This is a genomic window from Amycolatopsis sp. VC5-11, assembly GCF_037034185.1.
GTDB lineage: Bacteria > Actinomycetota > Actinomycetes > Mycobacteriales > Pseudonocardiaceae > Amycolatopsis > Amycolatopsis nivea.
Window position 1 is genome coordinate 206,292 of sequence record NZ_JBAGKF010000010.1, and the last position, 22,090, is coordinate 228,381.

At 68.9% G+C, this 22,090-nt stretch carries 23 protein-coding genes; 14 read left to right on the forward strand and 9 right to left on the reverse strand.

The annotated features are described in order from the left end of the window. Positions 1–178: 178 nt before the first annotated feature. The 4 genes from WA670_RS27960 to WA670_RS27975 are packed head-to-tail and all read left to right on the forward strand — an operon-like array spanning position 179 to position 2,908. A complete protein-coding gene (locus WA670_RS27960; RefSeq protein WP_037817925.1) occupies positions 179–763 on the forward strand; it encodes a TetR/AcrR family transcriptional regulator in 585 nt (194 codons plus the stop codon). After that, positions 760–1,959: an FAD-dependent monooxygenase gene (locus tag WA670_RS27965; protein WP_336159313.1), complete on the forward strand. Its 1,200-nt coding sequence runs from the start codon at positions 760–762 to the stop codon at positions 1,957–1,959. Before WA670_RS27960 ends, WA670_RS27965 begins: the two co-directional genes overlap by 4 nt. After that, complete coding sequence (locus WA670_RS27970; RefSeq protein WP_235146654.1) at positions 1,956–2,453, forward strand: nitroreductase family deazaflavin-dependent oxidoreductase; 498 nt, start codon at positions 1,956–1,958, stop codon at positions 2,451–2,453. Before WA670_RS27965 ends, WA670_RS27970 begins: the two co-directional genes overlap by 4 nt. Next, on the forward strand, positions 2,453–2,908 hold the full coding sequence (locus WA670_RS27975) for an NUDIX hydrolase (protein WP_037817932.1): 456 nt from the start codon (positions 2,453–2,455) through the stop codon (positions 2,906–2,908). Before WA670_RS27970 ends, WA670_RS27975 begins: the two co-directional genes overlap by 1 nt. Before the next feature lie 112 nt (positions 2,909–3,020). On the opposite strand, the gene WA670_RS27980 is transcribed toward WA670_RS27975, so the two are convergent. Next, on the reverse strand, positions 3,021–3,590 hold the full coding sequence (locus WA670_RS27980) for a GlcG/HbpS family heme-binding protein (protein ID WP_336159314.1): 570 nt from the start codon (positions 3,588–3,590) through the stop codon (positions 3,021–3,023). Between the two features lie 185 nt (positions 3,591–3,775). Here WA670_RS27980 and WA670_RS27985 point away from each other — a divergent pair, with 185 nt between their 5' ends. From WA670_RS27985 to WA670_RS27995, 3 genes are all read left to right on the forward strand, one after another. After that, on the forward strand, positions 3,776–4,894 hold the full coding sequence (locus tag WA670_RS27985) for a sensor histidine kinase (RefSeq protein WP_336159315.1): 1,119 nt from the start codon (positions 3,776–3,778) through the stop codon (positions 4,892–4,894). Further along, the gene (locus tag WA670_RS27990) at positions 4,887–5,522 is read left to right on the forward strand and encodes a response regulator (RefSeq protein WP_134728770.1); all 636 of its coding nucleotides are present in this window, start codon (positions 4,887–4,889) and stop codon (positions 5,520–5,522) included. The genes WA670_RS27985 and WA670_RS27990 overlap by 8 nt, the downstream gene beginning before the upstream one ends. A 562-nt stretch (positions 5,523–6,084) precedes the next feature. Continuing rightward, complete coding sequence (locus WA670_RS27995) at positions 6,085–8,274, forward strand: hypothetical protein (protein WP_336159316.1); 2,190 nt, start codon at positions 6,085–6,087, stop codon at positions 8,272–8,274. Here WA670_RS27995 and WA670_RS28000 read toward each other — a convergent pair. The 4 genes from WA670_RS28000 to WA670_RS28015 form a co-directional block, all read right to left on the reverse strand. Then, entirely contained in the window at positions 8,249–9,829 is a 1,581-nt protein-coding gene (locus WA670_RS28000; protein WP_238604732.1) for a hypothetical protein, read from the reverse strand. The genes WA670_RS27995 and WA670_RS28000 overlap by 26 nt on opposite strands. 153 nt (positions 9,830–9,982) lie before the next feature. Further along, positions 9,983–10,861 carry an SAM-dependent methyltransferase gene (locus tag WA670_RS28005; protein WP_336159317.1) on the reverse strand — a complete coding sequence of 293 codons (879 nt, stop codon included), beginning with the start codon at positions 10,859–10,861 and terminating at the stop codon, positions 9,983–9,985. Positions 10,862–10,891: 30 nt separating this feature from the next. Then, positions 10,892–11,794, reverse strand: coding sequence for a helix-turn-helix domain-containing protein (locus WA670_RS28010; protein ID WP_037817938.1), 903 nt, complete (start codon positions 11,792–11,794; stop codon positions 10,892–10,894). A gap of 157 nt (positions 11,795–11,951) precedes the next feature. Continuing rightward, a complete protein-coding gene (locus tag WA670_RS28015; RefSeq protein ID WP_009081852.1) occupies positions 11,952–12,182 on the reverse strand; it encodes a DUF397 domain-containing protein in 231 nt (76 codons plus the stop codon). A 939-nt stretch (positions 12,183–13,121) separates the two neighbouring features. Here WA670_RS28015 and WA670_RS28020 point away from each other — a divergent pair. Further along, positions 13,122–13,520 (forward strand): hypothetical protein, encoded by a 399-nt coding sequence (locus tag WA670_RS28020; RefSeq protein WP_134664774.1) that lies wholly within the window; start codon positions 13,122–13,124, stop codon positions 13,518–13,520. Here the strand turns inward: WA670_RS28020 and WA670_RS28025 are convergent. Further along, entirely contained in the window at positions 13,508–14,383 is an 876-nt protein-coding gene (locus WA670_RS28025) for a helix-turn-helix domain-containing protein (protein ID WP_134664772.1), read from the reverse strand. The two genes, WA670_RS28020 and WA670_RS28025, sit on opposite strands and share 13 nt — an antisense overlap. Before the next feature lie 103 nt (positions 14,384–14,486). Between WA670_RS28025 and WA670_RS28030 the strand changes: the two genes are divergently transcribed. Further along, positions 14,487–15,392, forward strand: coding sequence for an MBL fold metallo-hydrolase (locus WA670_RS28030; RefSeq protein ID WP_134728763.1), 906 nt, complete (start codon positions 14,487–14,489; stop codon positions 15,390–15,392). Between the two features lie 10 nt (positions 15,393–15,402). Beyond that, entirely contained in the window at positions 15,403–16,707 is a 1,305-nt protein-coding gene (locus WA670_RS28035; protein ID WP_134728761.1) for a carboxylesterase/lipase family protein, read from the forward strand. Between the two features lie 3 nt (positions 16,708–16,710). Here the strand turns inward: WA670_RS28035 and WA670_RS28040 are convergent, their stop codons facing one another. Beyond that, entirely contained in the window at positions 16,711–17,493 is a 783-nt protein-coding gene (locus WA670_RS28040) for an AraC family transcriptional regulator (RefSeq protein ID WP_336159318.1), read from the reverse strand. A gap of 148 nt (positions 17,494–17,641) precedes the next feature. Here WA670_RS28040 and WA670_RS28045 point away from each other — a divergent pair, with 148 nt between their 5' ends. After that, entirely contained in the window at positions 17,642–18,232 is a 591-nt protein-coding gene (locus tag WA670_RS28045; RefSeq protein ID WP_336159319.1) for a nuclear transport factor 2 family protein, read from the forward strand. Positions 18,233–18,304: 72 nt separating this feature from the next. Here WA670_RS28045 and WA670_RS28050 read toward each other — a convergent pair whose 3' ends face one another. Next, positions 18,305–18,934, reverse strand: coding sequence for a hypothetical protein (locus WA670_RS28050; protein ID WP_336159320.1), 630 nt, complete (start codon positions 18,932–18,934; stop codon positions 18,305–18,307). 100 nt (positions 18,935–19,034) lie between these two features. Between WA670_RS28050 and WA670_RS28055 the strand changes: the two genes are divergently transcribed. Next, complete coding sequence (locus WA670_RS28055) at positions 19,035–20,240, forward strand: MFS transporter (protein ID WP_336159321.1); 1,206 nt, start codon at positions 19,035–19,037, stop codon at positions 20,238–20,240. A gap of 195 nt (positions 20,241–20,435) precedes the next feature. After that, positions 20,436–21,074 (forward strand): hypothetical protein, encoded by a 639-nt coding sequence (locus tag WA670_RS28060; RefSeq protein WP_336159322.1) that lies wholly within the window; start codon positions 20,436–20,438, stop codon positions 21,072–21,074. Between the two features lie 6 nt (positions 21,075–21,080). Here WA670_RS28060 and WA670_RS28065 read toward each other — a convergent pair whose 3' ends face one another. Further along, a complete protein-coding gene (locus tag WA670_RS28065; protein WP_336159323.1) occupies positions 21,081–21,476 on the reverse strand; it encodes a PaaI family thioesterase in 396 nt (131 codons plus the stop codon). 31 nt (positions 21,477–21,507) lie between these two features. On the opposite strand from WA670_RS28065, the gene WA670_RS28070 reads away from it, so the two are divergent. Then, entirely contained in the window at positions 21,508–22,089 is a 582-nt protein-coding gene (locus WA670_RS28070) for a TetR/AcrR family transcriptional regulator (RefSeq protein ID WP_134728755.1), read from the forward strand. Position 22,090 lies beyond the last annotated feature (1 nt).

A 22,090-nucleotide genomic window follows, 5' to 3' on the forward strand; every position in this document is an offset into this window, starting at 1 on the left:
AGAAAGAGCCGTTTCCGACGGTAGCGGACCGATCGGACAGCGCCGCCGTCTCCCGCCTTCAGGTGAGTTGTGGGTCACCTCGCTTTCCCGTCGCGGGAGGCCGCGCTACGATCAGGGCAGTCGTACAGGACGATCGCCCTGAACGACTGCCCAGGACGATCGACCAGGAGAAATGCGGATGACTTCACCGGCAGCGGCACGGGGGCGTGACGTGCGGCAGCGGTTGCTGGCGGCGGCGACGGAGCTGGTGCCCGAACGCGGCTGGGCAGCGGTGAGCACCCGCGTGCTGGCGGACCGGGCGGGGGTGACGCCGAGCGTGGTGCATTACCACTTCCCGTCGCTGCAGGCGTTGCTCCGCGAGGCGGTCCTGGACGCGATGCGCGAGGTGCTGGAGAGCGTCGGACCGGCGCTGGCCGCGACGCAGAACCCGGCTGACCTGGTGTCCGCGCTGTTCGGGTCGGTCGAGCCGTACAGCGGGGTGGACCCGCTGTCGGTGCTGTTCATCGAGGCGTATCTGGCGGCGCGGCGCGACGACGAACTGCGGGACCAGATCGGGGGACTGCTCCTGGCGTTCCGCGCGCAGGTCAGCAGCTGGCTGGCCGAACGCGGCGTCCCCGATCCGGAGGCGACCACGGAGGTGCTGGTGGCGACCGTCGACGGCTTGCTGCTGCACCGCGGGCTCGCCCCCGGCGGGGATCCGGCGGCGGTCACCGCCGTCCTGCGCGGGCTGGTCACGCAACCTCAGGGAGGGGAAATGCGATGAGAATCCTGGTCTGCGGCGCCGGTATCACCGGGCTGGCCGCGGCGAACCGGCTGTCGGAGCTGGGCAACGAGGTCACGCTGGTGGAGCGGGCGCCCGGGCCGCGTCCGCAGGGCTACATGATCGACTTCTTCGGTCCCGGCTACGACGCGGCCGAAGCGATGGGAGCGTTGCCCGCCATCAAGGAGGCGGCGTATCCGATTTCCGAAGCGATTCTCCTTGACGCACACGGAAAGCGCCGGTCCGATATTCAATTCGGCCAGTTCGCGCGCACCGTCGGCGGCCGGTTGCTGAGCGTCCTGCGGCCGGACCTGGAACAGGCTTTGCGCACGTCGCTGCCCGCGGCGGTCGAGCTTCGGTACGACAGCGGGGTGGTCGCTGTCGAGGACGACGGCGACCGGGTCGCAGCGACGCTCTCGGACGGTTCCGTGCTCGAAGCCGACCTGCTGGTGGGTGCCGACGGGATCCATTCGACGGTCCGGCGGCTGGTGTTCGGCGAAGAATCGCGATTCCTGCGCTACCTCGGCTTTCACACCGCGGCGTTCCTGTTCAAGTCCCCCGAGATCCACACCGTGGCAAACGGGCGGTTCTGCCTCACCGACACGGTCGGCAGGCAGATGGGTTTCTACGGCTTGCGCGCGGGAACGGTCGCCGCCTTCGCGGTCCACCGCACGTCCGATCCCGCCCTGCCCGGCGACGTCCGGGAGTCGCTGCTGGACACCTATGGCTCGCTGGGCTGGATGGTGCCGGAAGCGTTGCGGCACTGCCCGCCGTCCGGGGAAATCTATTACGACCAGGTCGCCCAGATTGAGATGCCAACGTGGCGCAAGGGCCGCGTCACGCTGGTGGGAGATGCGGCGTACGCGGTGTCGCTGCTGGCCGGACAGGGTGCGTCGCTCGGGATCGCGGGCGCGTACGTGCTGGCCGATCAGCTGCACCGGGCGTCGTCGATCGCCGAAGCGCTGGCGGAATACGAGCGGCTGTGGCGTCCCGTCGCGGCCGACAAACAGCACTTGGCCCGCAACGGCGCACGATGGTTCCTCCCGGACAGCAAACCGCAGCTCTACCTGCGTCGGCTCGCGCTCAAACTGGCCCGGTTGCCGGGAATTGACCGAGTCGTGGCCGGGAGTTTGACCGGGAAGTCCACCGCGCTCATCACGAACCTGCACCATTCGGCAAGGGAAGGAGTCCGACCGTGAAACCGATCGCGCGCACGGTCTTCAAGGCGCCGGCGAAGCTGTACGACCGCGACCTGGGATGGTTGCTGGGCAAGCGGTTCCTGTGCCTGACCCACGTCGGCCGCAAGTCCGGCCGCGAGTACCGGACAGTCCTGGAGGTGATCGGCCTCCGTCCCCGATCCGACGAGGTGCTGGCCATCGCGGGATTGGGCCCGTCCTCGGACTGGTACCGCAACATCCAGGCGGCTCCCGCGGCGGAGGTCGCGATCGGCCGCCGGAAGTTCGTCCCCGCGTACCGCGTCCTCGACGAAGCCGAAGCGGCCGACGCGATCGCCGACTACGAGCGCCGAAACCTGCTGCTGCGCCCGGTTTTGCACCCCGTGCTGAGCAAACTGCTGGGCTGGCGCTACGACGGCTCCGACGCGGCGCGGCACCGGATGGTCCGGCAATTGCCGATCGTCGCCTTCCGTCCCCGCGACGGCGCCGAACCCGACCGAGAAGGTACTGACCGCTGATGAACTACATCGCCGAACTGCGCGAACTAGTCGGCACGCGCCCGCTGATCCTGCCCGGCACGTCCGTGCTGATCGCCGACGAGCGCGGCAGGCTGCTGCTGGTGTTCCGCGAGGAAAGCCAGGACTGGGGCCTGCCCGGCGGATTCCTCGACCCCGGCGAGTCCTACGAGGACGCGGGCCGCCGCGAGGTGCGCGAGGAAATCGGCCTGGCGGTGCGGGACCTCGAACTGTTCGGCGTCTACTCCGGACCGGAGTACTTCTACCGGTACCCGCACGGCGACGAGGTCCACAACGTCACCGCCGCGTTCACCGCGACCGTCGAGAACACCGAGGTCACCGTGGACGGCACGGAGATCACCGGCTACGAGTTCTTCGAGCTGGACCGGCTTCCGGACGACATCATCGCGCCGGAGAGGCCGATCGTCGAGGATTACGTGAAGCGGTTCGGCGGCTGACCCGGCTTGCTCGGTGGGGGCGCATCGTGCTCAGCGGACCCGGTTGACCGCCGGGCCCGGTGGGCCTCGCCGCAGCCGACGAGGCGCACCGGATCAGCGCCGGGCTCGCCGCTTACTTGCCGAGCGCGTCCACCCCGGCCTGGGCGAAGGTCTCGTCCTGCGCACCCGACGGCGCGCCCGCCACGCCGACCGCCGCGATCGGGGCGTTGTTCGCGTCCACCGGGACCGCTCCGGCGAGGAACAGGGTGCCCTTGATGTCCTTCAGCGTCGGGGCCTGCTGCAGCCGGCCGGTCAGTTCCGAGGTCTTGGCGTTCCACGCGACCGCGGTGAACGCCTTCTCCTCCGCCGACGAGTACGACTGCGGGCCGGCGCCGTCGCCGCGCAGGGTCACAATGGTGTTGCCGTCGCGGTCGACCACCGCGACCGACACCTTCTGGCCTGCCTTCTCGGCGGCGTCGAGCGCGGCCTGCGCGGCCTTCTGCGCGGCGGCGATCGACAGGCGCGTGGTCTGGACCAGCCCCTTCGGCGCGGCCTGGGCGGGAGCGGCGGCGGCCGCGGCGTTGGCGGCGGGGGCGGCCGGGGTGGCGGCGTTGGCGGCCAGCGCGCCGGTCGTGGCGGCTCCGATCACGGCGAGCCCGCCGACGACGGTGGCGACGCGGGTCTTGGCGGTGAAGTTCTTCATCGGGTGCTCCTTGGCTTGTCCGGCTTGATGGATTCATCGTGCGTCCGGGACCGCCTTCACCGGATCGGAGTCTCGGCTCGCCTCGCGGCGCGGAACGGCCGACACTCGGGTCATCCGATCGGCTGATGCCGACCGGGTTCGCACAGGTCAGGCTCGATGTGGGACCGGAAAAACGGAGGGCGGCGATGACCGATCGGGACGCGCGGTGGCTCGCCGCGACCATGCACACGGCGTTCTTCCTGCTGCTGGTCGCGTCGATCGTGCGCTTCCTCGACCACCACCACGGCGAACCGGCCGCACCCTGGGTGATCGCGCTGACCGGCTGCCTGGCGGCGGTCTACGCGGTCGGCCTGGTGCTGCGGGTCACCGGGCCCGAGCAGGTCACCGTGCCGTATCTGGGCTGGCTGACCGTCGTGACCGTGCTGTGGGTGGTGCTGGTGCTGCTCGCGCCGAGCTTCGCGTGGTGCGCGGTCCCGCTGTTCGTCACCGGCCTGCGCACGCTGCCGACCGGACCGGCGTTAGTGCTGGTCACGCTGGTAACGGCGCTCGTGGTGATCTCGCAGAACCGGCTCTCGACCGGCTTCGACCCGAACCTGACGATCGTGCCGGTGGCCGTCGCCGCGGTGACTGCCGCGGTGATCACGTACCTGCGGCGGCAGGCGGTGCGGTTGCGGGAAACCGAGCGCCGCGCGGGGATGCTGGACGAACGCCAACGGCTGTCGCGCGAGATCCACGACGCGCTCGCGCAAGGTCTGTCCAGTCAGGCGATGCTGCTCCAGGCGGCCGACCGCGCGTGGGCTGATCCCGACCTGGCCCGCGAGCATTTGCATGCGGCACAACAGATCGGCACGCGAAACCTGGCTGAAGCCCGCAGTCTCGTCCAGGATCTCGCTCCCGCCGACCTCGATGGGCACTCGGTCGAGGAAGCCCTCCGGAACGTCGCCGAACGCGAACCGCAGCCGGTGCGCGTCCAGTTCGACGGGCCCGCCCGGCCGCTGCCCAGCCGGGTGCAGTCCACTTTGGTGCGGATCGCGCAGGGCGCGCTGGCCAACGCCCGCGAACACGCCGACGCGTCGGGAGTGGCGCTCACTCTCACCTACCTAGACGATGAGGTCGTGCTGGACATCACCGACGACGGCCGCGGTTTCGACCCGTCCGCCCCGAGCGCCGAGGGCCGCGGCCACGGCCTGCCCGCCATGCGCGCGCGGGCAACGCAGCTCGGCGGCCGGTTGACCGTCGAATCCGCGCCCGGGCAGGGCACCGCCATCTCGGCCGCGATTCCGTTGGGACCAAGCCATGTCTGACGACCAGCTCATCCGCGTCGTGCTGTGCGACGACCACGCCATGGTCCGCGCCGGCCTGCGTGCGTTGCTGGCCGGCGCGGGCGGGATCGAGGTCATCGGCGAGGCCGCGACCGGGCAGGAGGCGATCAATCTCGCTGCCGCGTTGCGGCCGGATGTCGTGTTGATGGATTTGCAGCTGGGTGACGGAATGGACGGAGTGGAGGCTATTCGGCGTATTCGTGCTGTTGCTGAGCCGCCTCGGGTTTTGGTGTTGACTACTTATGACACTGACGCTGATATCACTCGGTCTATTGCGGCTGGGGCTACGGGGTATTTGCTGAAGGCTGAGTCCGCGGATGAGCTGTATGCGGCTATTCGGGCGGCTGCGGCTGGGCGGACGGCGTTGTCGGCACCGGTGGCGGACCGGATGATGGCGCAGTTGCGCGCGCCTCGGCCTGCGTTGACTGATCGGGAGCGGGATATTCTCGAACAGTTGGCGCAGGGGGTGGGGAATCGGGAGATCGCTCGGCGGTTGTTTATCAGCGAGGCTACGGTTAAGACGCATTTGGGGCGGATTTATGAGAAGTTGGGGGTGGATACTCGGGCTGGGGCTGTTGCTGTGGCTAAGGAGCAGCGGTTGTTGCCGTGATCGCCGTTGGCTTGCGTGCCGTGGTTGCGTGGGGCACCCCGAAGCCCGATTGTGCTGACGGGCGGCGGGTGCTTGTCAAGGCGGGAAAGATGCCTTGACAAGCACCCGCCGCCCGCAGGGAGGCTTCGTATCGGGGTGCGGGGGAGGGGCTGGGTGCCTCGATGGTTGGGTGCATTGGCTGCGGGGACGGGCTGGGTGCCTCTATCGCGGGTGCATCGGCTGCGGTTTGGGTGGTGGCTAGCGCCCCAATGTGGCATTGAGTGCGTCGGATGCACCCAATGTGGCGTTCGGTGCGTGGGATGCACCCAATGCCGCATTGGGGCGGCAATCCCGATGGCGAGCCGGGCGGGGGTGGTCCGTGAAGGGCTCCTTGGAGGAATCTAAGTCCGTGAAGGAGCCCTTCACGGCGCGCGGGGAGGTGCGTGAGGGGAACCCTGAGGGAATCAGAGTCAATGAGGGTGGCCCTCACGTACTGGCTGGCTCGGGGAGTGTGACGTGGGGTGACGTGCACACCGCGCGCTGCTAGCGTGGTTTCGCGCGTACCAGGAACTAGGGGTGGGGCTTGATCGACGCGGTTGCGGTGTTTTCCAGTGAGGCGGCAAAACTGCTGGCCACCGCCTTGGTCGGGCGGGTCGACAAAGGGCTGGGGCAGCTGGCGGGCATCGCCAGGGCCAAGTTCGGGGCGAAGTTCGGGTCCGGGCCGGTTTCTGTGGCGGAGCTTCGCGGGCAGGTGCTGGCTGCTTGTCAGGACGATCCTGGGTTTTGCGCTGAGCTGATGGAAGCCGTCGCGGTGTTGAACGCCGCGGGGCAGCGGCCGCCCGTCGTTGAGGGTGTTGAGCGGTTTTTCAATCATGCCGAGCATCTTCGGGAGCCGCGCGAATCCGGGGTTTGTCTTATTTACGGGGCGGTCGGGTCCGGGAAGACCGAGCTCGCCCGGCAGATCGCGGGGCTCGTGCGGGATCGGTTCCCTGGCGGCTGGATCGAGATCGACGTCGCGGAATCGCGTACTGGCGCGGTCGTCGATCTGGCGCTCGTCAAACGGCAGGCGCTGCTGAAGCTGGGCATTCCCAGCGGCGAGATCGCGGCCGACGACGCTGGTCTGGACCAGCAGTTCGGCTCGGTGCTGGCGACCCGGTTGTTCACCGTCATTCTCGACAACGTCGGTTCGGCGCGCGAGGTCGAGCTGTTCCGTCCGTTCCGGATGAATCTCGTGCTCGCGACCTCCTCCGCTCGCACCCGCGACCTCGACGCGCTCGATCCGGCGCCGATTCTGTTGGGCGGCCTCGAGAACGAGGGTGCGCGGGAAATGCTTGCCTACTATTGCGGCGCGGTCCGGCTTGATGCGGAACCCGGCGCGACCGATGCGCTGCTGGAGATGTCCGGTCGGATGCCGTCCGCGATTCGTGAAGTGGGCTTGAGTCTCGCGCGGCACAGTGGCGAGCCGTATCCGGTCAGCGGGCTGCTCGCGCGCTACCAGGCGAATGGGATCGTGGACGCTGAGGGCGTCATCAACGACTCGCTGGAACAGGCTTTCGCGAGGCTCGCGCCGGAAACGGCCGAGGCGGTCGCGTTGCTGTCTGGGTTCCCCGGGCACTGGTTTACCCGGGAAACCGCGGTCGCTTACCTCGGGATGCCGGACGAAGTCTTCGAGGATGTCCGCAGTGCGATGCTGACTGAGCAGGTCGGCGGCTGGCATCGGCTCACCGCGCTGGTATCTCAGTACGCGGCGAAGCTTCCCGCGGATCGCGACGCGGCGTTTCTCCGGCTGTTGAGCCATGTCCGGGATCGAACGGTCGCCGCGGATCTCGCGGGGGATGCCGGGCGGTTGCGCGAATACGTCGTTCCGCCCGGTCTGTCCTGGACGCTCCCCGAGGACCGGCTCGACTGGCTGCACCGGCATCTGGGGCTCATCACCGAGGTGGTGCGCGCCGCGGCCCGGCGGGGGAAGCACGTGGAGGTGTGCCAGCTCGCCGGTGCGCTGGAAGTGCTGATCACCCGGCGCTGGCTGTGGCGCGAGTACGCCGAGATCAGCGACCTCGCGGTCCGCGCGGCGGCGGCCTTGGCCGGTGGCGAGCCACAGGCGCTTTACGCGCGGACCTTGTCCATGCGGGCCAAAACCTGTTTCCTGGCAAGGGCTTTCGACACCGCAGACGCCGATCTCCGTCTGGCGTGGGAGTTGGCTGAGGCCGTCAACATCCGTCCGGCGCGGCGGGAGCGGCTGCAATCATCGGTGGCTGAGTTCCGGGCGCGGTTCTTCGAGGAACAGGCCGACGCGCGTCCGGCGGAGCGCGCCAGTTTGCTCGCTGAAGCCGAGGTCTGGCTCCGGAAGGCCATCGCGCTCGACCAGCATCTCGAACACGGCTACGCGCTCGGCATTCACCATCGGATGCTCGCTTCGGTCCTGGTCAAGGCCGGACGCCCGGCGGAAGCGATGGCCGAGATCGAGAGCGGCCGTCAGCACGCGACCGGTGCCAACCTCAGCCGGCTGGACATGGTGGCTGCGCGGGCGTTCCTCGCGCTGGGCGACCTGGTGCGCGCCCGGGAGTGCTGGAGCCGTGCCCGCGCGGAGCTGAAATCCACTGGTGCGGACCAATACCAGTGGGAAGTCCGGGAAATCGAGGCGCGCATCCTTGCCGCGGAAGGCCGGCCGGAGGCTGCGCGGACGGCGTGGGGACAGTTGATCGGCGACGCCTGGAAGCTCGGTCATCCCCGGACGAACGAGTACATCACCGAATTCGAATCGCTACGTTGACCCGGTTCCGGCCGAAGTCGAGTTCGGTCCGTCCTAAGTAGAGCATCGACACTGCCGCCAGCGGGTCGACCTGCCGGGAGTCCGGGACCAGTTCGTAACGGCGGCCGCTGCGATCCGCGGCGAGGCAACGGTCTTCGAGTCGGGCGGCAGCGAATTGTGCGTCCGGCCACTGCTTGAGGACGGCGGCAGCCCAGTCGGGGAAGTCGACTTCGGCGTCGTCGGTGAACACGATGGCGGCTGCCGACAGTTCGCGCAGCGACGCGCGGGTGTGGTGCGCGATCACGTGCAGATGGTGCAGTTGCTGCGGCACTTCGGTCGCGGGCAGCCGGACCAGCACATCTGTCGACCCGTGCTCGCGGATGCCGGCGATGAACGCGACCGGTTCCGTTCGGGTCGGTGAGGTGACCGGGTAGCTGGTGAATTCCGCGGGGCCGCTCGGCTCCGGCAGCTTCATCAAGCGGTAGCACGCGGCACGCAACAGCTCAGCCGACCGTCCGGGGACCGCGACCGCTTGCTTGGCAACAGGTTCGTAGCTGCCCGGGACATGCCGGTCGATCGCGTCGTCGATCTGCGCGGCCAGCGGACCGTCGGCGGCAAGCGGGTCCGTGCGCGCGGCCAGCATCGCGGCGGGAGAACCGGGAACTGTTGCCGGAGAAGGACTTCCGGCCATCAGCATCGGCCGATCCAGCGCGGCGGCGTAGAGCGACACAGAACTTTCGTCCCCGATCACGCACGAGGACGCGGTCACCGCGGCCTGCCAGCCGGTTTCGGACGGGATCACCAGCAGCCCAGCCTGTTTCGCCTCGGCGAGCCACGCGTCAAGCTGCCACGAGCTGTGCGCCGCCGCGATGCCGGGATGCAGGATCGCGCACACCGTGGTGGTGTCGACCGGCAGTTCGGCGACGAGCCGGAGCGGAAGGTCGGGACGCTGTCCGAGAACCGACGACGGACCCCAGGTGGACGCGATCGTCACGAGCCGCTTGCCCCGTCCGGCCAGCGCCGCGCGGTACTCGGCCGCCCGGTGCGCCCCGGCCACGAGCCGGTCGAGACACGGATCGCCGACGACCTCCGCGCGCTCGGCCGCCTCCGGGCTCGCCGCGCGGAGCTGGTCGCGCTGCTCGGCGTGCGCGACGGCGATCAGCGCCGGGACGACCCTGCCGTCGTGCACGAGCCGTTCCGGGTTGAGCCCGGCGACGACCGAACTGCCGGGGTAGTACTTCTGGTGGCCGATCCCGTGCGGCAGCAGGACGACCGGGGCGCGCAGCAGGTGAAGATCGTCGTTTTCGCTGGCCGCGATCGCGAGGTCGAACTCGGTCGTGATCGCCTGCTGCCACGGGACCACCGCGGCGCCCAGCTGTTCCAGCAGCCGGGGCACGCCTGCCCCGAGGATGGCCGGACGCTCGCGGTCGAAGGTGAAAACGGTCTGGACGCGGTGGTCGCCGCTGAAGAGCGTGAGCACGTCGAGCAACCGGTTGAGCGTCGTCACGGTCCGCACCACCACCAGGACCCGGCGCTCGAAACCGACGGTCAACCAGTGGTCAAACCCAGGATCCACGGGCACTCTCCGTGAAAAAAGTCCGGGGGGGGGGTAGGTATTTGCCATCAGACCGCGCACATCACCTGGCGAAACACTGGTGAAGCCTACCTGCCGCGCCCGGCCGCTCGCGGGAGTGCCCGCGACCACCGGCCGTGGTCGCGGGCGCCGCGCTCACTCCTTGCGGGCCACCCCGGCGAGCAGCAGCGACTCGTTCGCCGCGTCGAGCGGGATGGTCCGGTCGTCCGGGCCGGCTTCCTCCGGATGCCACAGCGGGGTCCAGGTGACGCCGGGCTCGAGCAGGGTGAAGTCCCCGAACAGCGCGGTGATCTCGGCGCGGTCGCGGTAGATGAGGTCGGTGCCCGCGGCGGCGTAACGCTGTTTGGCGTCGGCCAGCAGTTGCTCGCAGTGCGGCGGGACGCCCTCGTCGGTGACGTGCGACAGCGCCAGATACGACCCCGGGACGAGGAGTTCGCGGTACTCGGCGGCGACGCTGGGGCCGAGGTCCGCGGTGCTTTCGCTGCCGGGCACGGGTGGCTGCTCGATGTGCAGGACGCAGATGAGCAGCAGAGCGATCGGCTGGTCGAGGTCGATGACGCCCGATCCGGCGAGCAGGGACCACAGCCGTCGCGGGTCGCGCAGGTCCGCGTGCAGGGCGACGTGCCGGGCCGGGTCGCCCTTTTCGCGCAGCAGGCTGGTGGAATGCGCGACGGCGACCGGTTCGCAGTCGACGTACGCGACCTTCACCTCGCCCGGCGCGATCTGCTCGGCGATTTCGTGCGCGTGCCCCATCGTGGGGACGCCGGATCCGAGGTCGACGATCTGCCGGATTCCGGCGCGCACCAGATGCCGGACCACGCGGTGCAGAAATCGGCGGTTGGCCTGGGCGATCGGGCGCACCGTCGGATAATCGCGCAGCATCCGCCCGGCGAACTGCCGGTCGATTTCCCAATTCGCGGTTCCGCCGAGGTAATAGTCGTAGACCCGCGCCACGCTGGGACGGCTGAGATCGATCCCCGGCGGCGGAAAGGACTCGTGCTCCAGGCCAGTCACCAGTTTCTCCTCGTGGTCGACGGCGCGGGATCAGCGTAGCGTCTCTCCGGCCCGGCGGGGAGAGGGCGGCCGGACGCTGAGCAGATCCGCCTCGGCTTCTTCGAGCAGAATTGCCGATTCCTCCGCCGAAAGGGCGACACTCGAAAGGGATTCCCATGATTGCAGATCGGTGTCGTACGTTTCGGTGTCGTTGAGGAAAGACTGGACGCCGTTCGACGTTTCGGCGAAAGAACGGTCGAGTTTGCTGTTGACGAACTGCAAAATGGTGAAATCGGGGCCGACGTGCAACGGGCCTTTGTCGAACGGCACGAACCGGATGGTCGCCCAGGGGCGGGTGCGGGCGAGGGCGAGCAGATGCCGGACCTGGCCGAGCGCGACGTACGGATTGTCCGTGCGCGCCCGGGTCAGCCGGTGGACCGCGCTTTCGCTGAGGAGGAACTTGTACGTCCGGTCCGGGTGGTCGTCGAGCAGCTTGGCCCGCAGTTTGCGCTCGTGCACGGCGTCGGTGACGTCCGTGCGGCCGTAGGCCTGGAACTGCTCCATCATGTAGTCCTCGGTCTGCAGCATCCCGCTGATGCGCTCGCCGGTCCACTTCAGGATGATCGCGGCCTCCTGCTCGGCCTCGAACACCGGATGGAACCAGGCCGGGCTGGCCGCGAGGCGCCGCGCGTTCCACACCCGGTCGGCGCGGGCGGCCAGGTTGTAGTGCCGCATCCGCTCCGCCTCGGCGGAATCGATCTCCAGGACGTCGATCCATTTGTCGAGCAAATGCGGATGGATCCGCGTCTTGCCGCGCTCCATCTTGCTGATGTTCGGCTGCGTGTAGCCGAGGGCGTCGCCGAGTTCGCCCTGGGTCAGCCCGCGTTCGACGCGGGCGGCGACGAGAATTTTGCCCAGTTCGACAAGCTGGGCCTCGACGGAAAGCCGGCTCACGAGGCGCGAGCCGTCCGATCGGGGGAGAAAACCACACCTTTTCCGGGCACGAAATCATGATAGTCCCTCGCATTACCGACGGCCAGGACGGACGGGTTCGCCCGGTTGTCCGGAGGCGGCGCCGAATGGGGGACCGGGGCGGGCGATCTGTGCGCGATCAGCGGTCGAACTGCCCCTCGCGCAGCGCGCCGGCGAATGCGGCCCATTCCCGATTGTCGAAAACCAGGGCGGGAGAACGGCCGATCTTGGAATCCCGCACCGCGACGACGTCGGGATCGCTGAGATTGATCTCGACGCAGTCGCCGCCGTTGCCGCCGCACGCCGACGGCCGCTGCCAGGCCGCGTCGTCGAGCGAAGAACTCACGGTGTTCGGATCGTAGGAACTCATGGTTTCGTCCTTGTCAAGCCGATGACCTTCTTCGGAATATTCGAACCTCAGGATCGAGGAGGGAATAGGGCGAAGCAAGGCGCGGACTTGCACCGTGCCGAAATGGCCCGATAGGTTCACCTGTTTGGCGTCGGGACAGTTTTCTCGCGGTGATCGCAGTGATGGGCGATGTCCTTTTCCTGGCTGGGATCTGTCCGATGCCGCGGTGTTAGCGGCCGGTCGGGAGCTTTCCGGCGGACCGTCGCCGGGGCGCCGGAAGTCGGTGGGCAAGGCATGTCAGAATATTCTGCCTAGGCGGGGCAGGTATGCATATTCCAGTCGGCAGATGCCGTGCGGTCTGCGATAAACGGAGAACGCGGCGACGGGTTGGCTGAATGCCAATATTCTTGGCCGGTCCGGATTTTTTCGGGAAAATCACTGGTCAGAGCTCCCTGTGGCATCCGGTGGCGCTGCGGTCGCAGTTCTCGGTGATCGGTTCCCGTCGAGCACAGGTTACCACTCTTGTGAGTGATGAAAAATTGTTCTCGCTGCGCTAGGAATCGCCGCCGTCTTCCGGTCCGACGAGGGTTTCGCTCGCTGCCGGGGCTTCGCGTGCAGTGCTGTGCCGTGCCTGTTAACGCAGGTCGGACCCGGTTGGGACGGTTGCGAGCCGGAGTTCGGCCGGGGAGTTCGTTGTCGCCGAAGTTACCGGCGCCGTCCGGCAGAACCGGCGGACGATATTGCGCACGGTAGTTCGTCGTGTCTCTTTGCCGTTAACCGACAGCTGGATGCCGCTGGGCGAGACGACCGTCAGTGGGTATCGAGTTCTGTGTGCGCTCGTGGTCAAGATGAGAAGTATCGAACCGGGCCGCGCGCCCGGAGAGATGGATGTGGCCCCCTGCTGGAACAGGGGGCCACGGAGTTGTCTGAAACCAGCTTCTAGGCAAAGGAACAGACGCGATGACTGTACCGCCGGAGAACACCGATCCGCTAGACGACGACCACGCCGGAAGGGTGGAACGCGTCGAATTCGGGGCTGCCGTCGCCCCGGCCCGCGGCGGGAAACGGATCGCCACCCGCGACGAGATGCTCGCCGCCGCCACGAAAGTCTTCGCCCGCCGCGGCCCGGGGCGGCACCGCAAGCCGGTCGCCAGGGGCCGGTGGGTGTGCGCGGCGTCGGAAACGCTGTCGTGGCTGGCACCGGTGTTGTGGGGGTGCCTGCAACTGTCCTTCGCCGCGAGCGTGATCAGCGCGGTGGCGCTGCTGATCAGCCCGGTGGTCGGGGTCGCGGTCGCCGGGCTGGTGCTGATCTGCAGCGTCGTGCTGTTCAACCCGGCCCGGCCGAGTCATCGCCGGTAGGTGTCGTATTCGGCCGTTTCCGGAAGGCCCGCCGGGGCGCTGACCTGCCGAAGCAACGTCAACGCCTCCTCCGAGGCCGACCCCTGCGGAGTGGTGCACACGATCAGCACCTGCTCCGGCGACCGCGCCACCGACAGCGTCTGCTGGGTCACCGTCACCCGGCCGACCACCGGGTGTCGCAGTTCGTACGAATCGGCGTCACAGGGTCCGACCCGGTGGTCCTGCCACAGCGAGACGAACTCCGGGCTCTTCATCGTCAGCTCGCCGATCAGCTCGGCCAGCAGCGGGTCGTCCGGGTGTTTCCCGACGGTGATGCGCAGGTTGCCGACCACCGCGCGGGCCTTGCGTTTCCAATCCGCGTACAGCTCGCGGCAGTGCGGGTCCAGGAACAGCATCCGGCTCAGGTTGGGGCGTTGGCCTAGGTCCAAGTGCCCGGCCAGCAGGGCGTGCCCGAGCAGGTTCCACGCCAGGACGTCCGTCCGGCGGCCGAGCACCAGCGCCGGGACGCCGTCGAGCGCGCGGAGGAGGTCGCGGGTTTCGTCGGCCAGCTTCTCCGGGCGGGGACGGCGCGGCTGGGGCGTGCGGCGCGCCGCCTCGGCGAGGCGGTCCAGGTGGGCTCGCTCGTGGGTGTCGAGTTGCAGGGCGCGCGCGATCGCGTCGAGCACCTCGGCGGACGCGCCGCGCGAGAGGCCCTGCTCCAGCCGCGTGTAGTACGAGACGCTGACGCCGGCCAGGTGCGCCAGCTCTTCCCGGCGCAGTCCGGCGACCCGGCGGCGGGGTCCGACGTCCTGCAGTCCGACGTCGGAGGGGCGCAGCCGGGCGCGTCGTGCGTGCAGGAAGTCTCCGAGCGGGCCAGCGGTCATGGGTTCCACTATCCGCCGCGGTGAGATATCACTGCCACCCCCTGCGCGGGGTAGGAAAACGCGGGAGTGGTCCGGGCGCACCGGTCCGCGCAGGCTCGGTCGCATGGACGAGATCATGCTGGGCGACGTCACGGTCACCCGCGTCAAAGAGTTCTCCGGGTCGGTCGAGATGACCCCGGACCAGTTCTTCCCGGACAGTCCGGCGGGCTCGTGGGACGAGCATCGCGGCTGGCTGGCCCCCGATTTCTGGGATCCGGAGACCGGCGAATGCCAGTCGGCGATCCAGTCGTGGCTGCTGCGCAGCGAGGGCCGCACGATCCTCGTCGACACCGGCGTCGGCAACCACAAGGACCGGCCGTACGCGCCGGTGTGGAACCGCCTCGACACCAGCTACCTCGATCACCTCGCCGCCGCCGGTGTGTCGCCCGAGGACGTCGATGTCGTGATCAACACCCACCTGCATATCGACCACGTCGGCTGGAACACCCGGCTCGACGGCCGCGCCTGGGTGCCGACCTTCCCGAACGCCACGTACCTGATGCCGTTGCGGGACTTCGATTTCTGGGATCCGGCCAACGAAAACGAGACCGTCCTCGGGCGCGGGAACCAGAACGTCTTCGAGGACAGCGTCGCCCCGGTGCGGCAGGCGGGGCAGGTCCAGCTGTGGGACGGAACGCACCGGATCGACCGGAATCTGCGGCTCGACCTCGCGCCCGGGCACACTCCCGGCTCCTCCGTGCTGACGCTGGACTCCGGCGGCGACCGGGCGCTGTTCGTCGGCGATCTGGTGCACACCCCGCTGCAGATCGCGGAGCCGGAGACCAACTCCTGCTTCTGCGAGGACCCGGCGGAGGCGCGGGCGACCCGGCGCACCCTGCTCGGCCGCGCCGCGGACGACAACGCGCTGCTGTTCCCGGCGCACTTTGCCGGTTCCGGCGCGGCGGAGGTCGAGCGGGACGGGGCGAAGTTCGCGATCAAGAAGTGGGCCGGGTTCTCCCGGATCTCCTGAAGGGATTCTCGTGTCTCAGCAAGAACATCCGGTCGTCGAGACCGCGGCGGGCGCGGTGCGCGGCCTTCGCGACGCGGCGGGCGAGCTGTACCGGTCCATTCCCTACGCCGCGGCCCCGATCGGGCCGAGCAGGTTCGCTTCGACGGAACCGCATCCGGGCTGGTCCGGAGTCCGCGACGGTACCCAGCCGTCGCCGACCGCTCCGCAACCCACGCGCGACTTCGGGCTACTCGACATGACCCCGTACTTCGGCCCGGGCTGGGTTCCCGGCGAGGAATATCTGACGGTCGACGTGCGTACCCCAGCGGCGGACGCTGGTAACCGTCCAGTCATGGTCTTCGTGCACGGCGGCGGGTTTGTCACCGGTTCGACCCGCGCCGCACTCTACGACGGCAGCGCCTTCGCCCGCGACGGGATCGTCCTCGTGACGGTCAACTACCGGCTCGGCATCCCCGGTTTCCTTGCGCTGGAAGGAGCTCCGGACAATCGCGGGCTGCTCGACGTCCTCGCCGCACTCCGGTGGGTGCGCGATTCGATCGCCGCGTTCGGCGGGGATCCGGGGAACGTCACGGTGTTCGGGCAATCGGCGGGGGCGACGCTCACTTGCGCGCTGCTCGCTACCCCGGAGGCGGTCGGACTGTTCCGGCGCGCGATTGTCCAAAGTGGAAGCGGCACGGGTGCGTTCACTCCGGAGCAGGCGCAACGGGTTACCACGGCTGCGGCTGCCGCATTGGGCGTCGAACCGACCGCGGCGGCGTTCGGGGAGATTCCCGACGAACGGTTCCTGGAGATGTTGCCCGCGCTCGCCGGGCTGGACCTGCACACCGCGACCGCTGCGGATCCGCTCGCCGGGCTCAGTCCGTTCAGCCTGGTTCTGCCGGTGCAGCCCGCCGACAGCCTGGTCGGCGATGTCGATCTGCTGATCGGCACGAACACCGAGGAGGGACGGCTTTACCTGGTGCCGCAAGGAAAGCCGGACGCCACCGCCGACCAGCTGGGCGAGTTGCTGTTCGGGGCTGGCACCGCTCGGATGGCACAGGCGCACGCTGAGACCTCAACCGGCGGCCGCACGTATGTCTACTCGTTCGGCTACCGTTCCACAGCGCTGGATGGACGGCTCGGCGCGGCGCATACCGTCGAGCTGCCGTTTGTCTTCGATCTCGCGGATGAACCGTGGCTGCACGGCGATACCGGGCTGCTGGGCCCATCCGCTGCTCCGGCTGGTTTGGCGGCGGAGGTGCACGCGGCGTGGGTCGCGTTCGCGCGGACCGGGGAGCCGGGCTGGGCGGAGGGTGAACTGCGTCGGTTCGGCTGATTCTCACCGAGTCATGGCGGTCTGGCGTCGGAGTTCGGTTTGGTAGCTGCCTGGTGTCTGGCCGACGATGGCGGAGAAGGTCTCGATGAAGCTGGTCGGGTTGGCCCATCCGCAGCGCAACGCGGTGTAGGTCACCGAACGGCCCTGTCCGAGGTACACCAGCGCGTGCTGGATCCGCAGCTGTGCGCGCCACTGCGAGAAGCTCATCCCGAGTTCCGTGCGGAACAGCCGGCTGAGTGTCCGCTCGCTGGCCCCGACCGCCCGGCCGAGTTCGCCGAGCGTGGCGGTTTCGGCCGGGTTCCCGCGCAGGCGATCGGTGACCGCGCGGAGCCGGTCGTCGGCGGGTTCGGGCAGGTAGACCGCCTGCTCCGGGAGTGCGGTCAGCTCGTCGACCAGCACTCGGAGCAGCCGGTCGCCGACGTCCGGCCGCAGGGGCGCGCCGCCGGTCAGCTTCAGGACCGCGGCGCGCAGCAGCGCCGAGACGGTGAAGACGGTCGGCGTGGCGGGGAGTGCGGAACACAGTTCGGCGGGCACTTCGAGAATGCTGATCTCGGTCTCGCCGTACGCGCGGTGGCCGTGCTCGAAGGAGGGCGGCGTCCACGAGATGCGATCCGCGGGCGCGACCCACGTGCCCCGCTCGGTGGTGGTGGCCAGCAGCCCGCTCGCCGCGTACAGCAGCTGCCCCTGCGCGTGCTGATGCGCGGCGACCCCTTCCCCGTGGGCCAGCGACCAGCGGCCCTGGATGGGATCGTCGCCCGACCAGCAGAGGTGGCGGCGTTTCGGCATCGGCTCCCAGGATACCGCCGAACGGCCTGCCGGTGATCTTGGCGGGATCCCGGTATCGGCTGTCCGACGGGCGGTGGTGGCGGGTTTTCCGCCGGGTGAAGCTGGTGAGGCAGGGGTGTGGATTCCGTTCGAGACTAGGAGAATCGCTATGCCGGAAGAATTGCCGGCCGCCGACCGGCAGGCGATCGCCGACTTGACGACCGGCTGGATCCATCGCGACCGGGAGGACTGGGACGCACTGGCGAAGCTCTTCCACGACGACGCGACCCTGACGATCCTGTGGTTTTCCGGGCCGGCCAGGGACTTTGTCGAGGGATCACGGCGGACGAGCGGCGGACCGTTGCGCAGCAAGCACTTCATCGGCACTCCGGTCATCGAGGCCGCCGGCGACCGTGCCTTCGTGGAGACCAATGCGCTGCTCGTCGCCGATCACCTCGAACTGGGAATCGGCGTGACCGTCCACAACAGATTCCTCGACCGGATCGACCGCCGGGACGGCGTCTGGCGCATCGCGCGCCGCGATTCCGTCTACGACATGGGCGGCTTCACCTATCCCTACGGGCTCCGGCCTACTGACGATCTTGATCCGCTTCGGCATCCGCGCGAGTACGCCGCGTTGGCGTATCTGCTGGAGCACAGTGGACATCAAGTGCCCGATACCTGTCCGACTCGCTTCAGCAAGCGGGAACAAGAAATCATCGAAGAAGGCCGCACCTGGTTGCGGGGAGTCCGCGCATGACTGGCAGCCGGACCGCGCTCGGCCGCATCGGCGAGCGCGAAGCTCGACGTGCCCGGTGTCGGCCGGTAGCGGTCACGAGTCCGCGGGGCTGATCTCCAACGGGGCGGCCGACCCGCCGCCGAGTTGCTGCCGCCGGGTGACCGCGTGGTCGAGCTGCCGCGCCAGATGCGGGACGTTCGCCGAGGTCAGGTAGGTCTCCGCGCCGGCGTCGAGCAGCCGCCGGACCGGTCCGTGGTAGCTGACGCCCAGTTCCGGGTCGTCGACCTCGGCGAGGACGACCCGCGCCTTCGGGAACTGCGCCCGCAGGCCGCCGATCAACTGCGGGCTCACCGGCGGCACGAGCAGCACGTCGGCGGTCGCCGGTGCCGAGTGCAGGTCCAGCACGAGGTAGTCGGAGCCGAGTTCGGCGGACAGCGACATCCGGGCCGAGGCCGACAGCTTCATCGCGGTGGCGACCACTGTCACGTCGTCGTAGTCCGTCCGCGGCGGTTCGGGCCGGGCACTGGCGCTGGAGACCGTCGCGACTGGGTTGCCGTCCCTGGTGAGGACCAGGGTTTCGCCCGGTCTGAGCGACTCGATGAGGTCTGCGACGTCCTCGGGCAGACGGCCGACGTCGATCTGCCGCGCCCGCTCGCCGGTCATGATCGGACCGGTCGGCTCGGCAACTTTTCCGGAGCGCGGCGACCGCGGTGGTGTCGTCATGGAACTCGATCATCCCACAAACCGCGATGCCGTGTCCGGTCCTTCGGATGATGGCGGATTTTCGCCAGCGTTCGCGTGCGGTCCTTTCTACGCTCGGCCCGTGCATTCGGAGAACATTCGCGGTCCTGTCGTCTGGTTCATTTCACTCGCCGCCGCACTGGGCACCGCGGCCGTCTACCCGCTGCAGCCCGCGATCGCCGAGGTCGGCGGAGCACTCGGCACGTCGCTCGGCTCGGTCGGCGTCGCGCTCGCCTGCGGACCGGTCGGCTACCTGTGCGGGCTCGCGCTGCTGGTGCCGCTCGTCGACCAGTTTCCGCCGCGCTACGTGCTGTCGGCGCAGTTCGGCGCGCTTGCCGTCGCGTTGGGACTGAACGCGATCGTCGGCCAGGTGTGGCTGCTCGGCCTGGTGCTCGGCGTGCTCGGCGCGTGCTCGTCGGTAGGGGCCGGGCTGAGTTCGGTGACGGCCCGCTTGGCGAGTCCGGACCGGCGCGCTACCGCACTGGGAATCGTCACCGCCGGAATCTCAGCGGGTATTCTCGCGGGCCGCATCGTCGGCGGCTGGCTGTCCGACCTGACCGGCTGGCGCGCGATGCTGGGCGTTTTCGCCGCCGGATGCGTGGTGGTCGCGGTGGCGGTGCTGCTCGTGCTTCCTTCGGTGGCCGGTACGAACAATCGCGGCTACCTTGCCACGTTGCGCTCGATTCCGGGACTATACCGGCGATATCCGGTGCTTCGGCTCGCGGCGGTACGGGGAACGCTCTGGTTCTTCGCGTTCTGTGCGGTGTGGTCCGGGATCGCGGTTGCCCTGTCGAAGCCGCCCTTTTCGTACTCCGCCGAGCGGATTGGGCTGTACGCTTTCGCTGGCATATTAGGAATTCTCGCTACCCGAATCGCGGGAGCGTGGACCGATCGCGTGGGCGCGCGCCGAGTGATCCTTTGTGGACTGAGTCTCGCCGGAGGGGCCAGTGCGGTGCTTGCTCTCGCGTTGCCGAGCACTGTTTCAACGCTACTGTGCTTGGCGTTGTTTGACGCGGGGCTTTTCGCGGCGCAGGTGGCGAATCAGAGCACTGTGCTGGCGATTGAGCCAAGTGCGCCCGCGCGGTTCAACAGTGCCTATATGGTGGTGTATTTCGCTGGGGGAAGCCTCGGCACGGCGTTCGGCGCGACTGCGGCGGAGCGGCTCGGCTGGCCGTTGACCGCGTTGGTTACCGCTGCGGTGATCGTGGCCGCGGGTGCCATCACGCTGCTCGCTCAGGGCGCGGAACATCCGGCGGCGGGCGTGGAATCGGTCGCGGCGCGGAACTAGGAACGCGCGCGGCACGTCGGAGAGCCGTATCCGCAGCGCCCTTCGAGAGGACCCCATCGGTGAACGACGACTGGCCGGAGCAGCCTGACGGCTGGGGAACTCGCCCGGCACGACCGGGTCGAGGCCTATCGCAAACGCCTCGCCAACAACGTCACGGTCACCGCGACCTGGGACGACAGTCTCGGCACCGGCCGGGTGGAGGCTTACGTCGAACCGGCCGGGATCGGGCGGACGTTGAGCCGGAGCCGCAAGGATTTCCGCGACAAAGAAGCGTTCTGGACCGCCGCGCACTCCGTCCTCGAAATGGCCGCGAACCTGCCGTCGCTGGGCCAAGGACAGGAAAGCCCGGCTGAGCTGGTGCTGTTCGGAGACGTCGCGGGGACCGTCGAGGTCGAACCGGGCAGCGCCGGAATCCCCGAGGCGGAGCTGACGTTCACGCTGACCGACGGCCGCAGCGTCGCCCTGCGCCTGTCCGACGAGCAGGCGTTCGACCTGTGCCGGCGCATCGACCGGCTTGACGACCACGTGTGGTCTGCGGAACGCGAGGAATCGGCGGACTCCTTCGCGGAAACCGATGCCGAAGTCCCGGATGCGCGCGGGATCCAGTCGAGCCCGGACACCGGCCACGATGTGGTCGCTCTCCTGCGCACGCAGTTCGAGGTCGGCGAGGACCATCTCCTGGCGCACGTCGACTGGTCGGCGGTGATCGTGGTCGGCGAACCCGCAGTCAGCTCGCTGATCGCGCGGGGTGACGAACTGGCCGCGGCGGTCGGTCCGCGTTGGCAGCCCGCCGTCGTCGACCGGCCGGGGGAGCGATGGGTCGTGCTGAGCTGACGTCTTTCAGCTTGGGCGCAGGTATGTCAGCGTGTGGTGGGAGACCTGCCGACCGGCGTCGTCGGTGACCGTCGCGGTGCCGTAGATCGTGCGGCGGCCGGTCCGGGTCAGGGACGACTCGCAGGTCAGATCGGACCGCGCGGCACCGAGGAACGCGGTCGTCATGTTCACCGTGACGGCCGGTTCCTCGGGACCGAGCGCGGAGAGGATCGCGATCCAGCAGGTGACGTCGGCGAGCATCATGGCGCAGCCGCCCTGCAGGACGTTGCCGGGGCGGAAAAACTCCGGACGGGCGGGCAGGGAAAGAGTCGTGGCGCCCGGTTCGACCGACTTCACCACCAAACCCCACCACGGCCCGAACGGGCTGCTGTCGATGATCTCCTGAGCCCGCACCGTGTCCACGCTCAGAAACATAACATGATTAGGTAGATGGATGCGGCGAACGAACGAGGAACGGTCCCGGACCACCCGCCACGACCTGGTCGAGGCCGCGCGGCTGCGCTTCGCCGAGCAGGGCTACGCGGGCACTTCGCTGGCCCAGATCGCCGCCGCGGCCGGGATCACCACCGGCGCGGTCTACCACCACTGGGAGAACAAGCAGGAGCTGTTCCACGCCGTGGTCGAGCAGGTGCACGCCGACCTGCACCGGGTGCTGCGGTCCCGCTCCGGTGGCACGGCGACGCCGTCCGACCGGCTCAAGGCATCCGGTTCGCTCTTCCTGCGCCGGTGCGCGGACCCGGCGGTCGGGCGGATCCTGCTGGTCGACGGCCCGTCCGTGCTGGGCCAGGAACGGTGGCGAAACCTGGACGAACAGTGGTGGCGGGAGCCGACTGTCGCGTTGCTGCGCGAAGCGGGCGGTTCTGGCAGCGGTCTCGAAGAACTTGCCATCGCGTTGCTGGGATCGCTTACCGCGCTGGGGCAAGAGATCGCGCACGATCCGCGTCCGGTGCGGATTCGGCGGTGTCAGCAGGTGTATCGGACGCTGGTGGATGCGGTCTCAGTTCAGGTGAACTGAG

Excerpts from the sequence above, each read along its gene's own strand:
- WA670_RS27960 (WP_037817925.1), top strand. The coding sequence starts at position 179 with ATGACTTCACCGGCAGCGGCACGGGGGCGTGACGTGCGGCAGCGGTTG.
- WA670_RS27965 (WP_336159313.1), top strand. The coding sequence starts at position 760 with ATGAGAATCCTGGTCTGCGGCGCCGGTATCACCGGGCTGGCCGCGGCG.
- WA670_RS27975 (WP_037817932.1), top strand. The coding sequence starts at position 2,453 with ATGAACTACATCGCCGAACTGCGCGAACTAGTCGGCACGCGCCCGCTG.
- WA670_RS27980 (WP_336159314.1), bottom strand. The coding sequence starts at position 3,590 with ATGAAGAACTTCACCGCCAAGACCCGCGTCGCCACCGTCGTCGGCGGG.
- WA670_RS27985 (WP_336159315.1), top strand. The coding sequence starts at position 3,776 with ATGACCGATCGGGACGCGCGGTGGCTCGCCGCGACCATGCACACGGCG.
- WA670_RS27990 (WP_134728770.1), top strand. The coding sequence starts at position 4,887 with ATGTCTGACGACCAGCTCATCCGCGTCGTGCTGTGCGACGACCACGCC.
- WA670_RS28015 (WP_009081852.1), bottom strand. The coding sequence starts at position 12,182 with ATGAGTTCCTACGATCCGAACACCGTGAGTTCTTCGCTCGACGACGCG.
- WA670_RS28020 (WP_134664774.1), top strand. The coding sequence starts at position 13,122 with ATGACTGTACCGCCGGAGAACACCGATCCGCTAGACGACGACCACGCC.
- WA670_RS28025 (WP_134664772.1), bottom strand. The coding sequence starts at position 14,383 with ATGACCGCTGGCCCGCTCGGAGACTTCCTGCACGCACGACGCGCCCGG.
- WA670_RS28030 (WP_134728763.1), top strand. The coding sequence starts at position 14,487 with ATGGACGAGATCATGCTGGGCGACGTCACGGTCACCCGCGTCAAAGAG.
- WA670_RS28040 (WP_336159318.1), bottom strand. The coding sequence starts at position 17,493 with ATGCCGAAACGCCGCCACCTCTGCTGGTCGGGCGACGATCCCATCCAG.
- WA670_RS28045 (WP_336159319.1), top strand. The coding sequence starts at position 17,642 with ATGCCGGAAGAATTGCCGGCCGCCGACCGGCAGGCGATCGCCGACTTG.
- WA670_RS28050 (WP_336159320.1), bottom strand. The coding sequence starts at position 18,934 with ATGACGACACCACCGCGGTCGCCGCGCTCCGGAAAAGTTGCCGAGCCG.
- WA670_RS28070 (WP_134728755.1), top strand. The coding sequence starts at position 21,508 with ATGCGGCGAACGAACGAGGAACGGTCCCGGACCACCCGCCACGACCTG.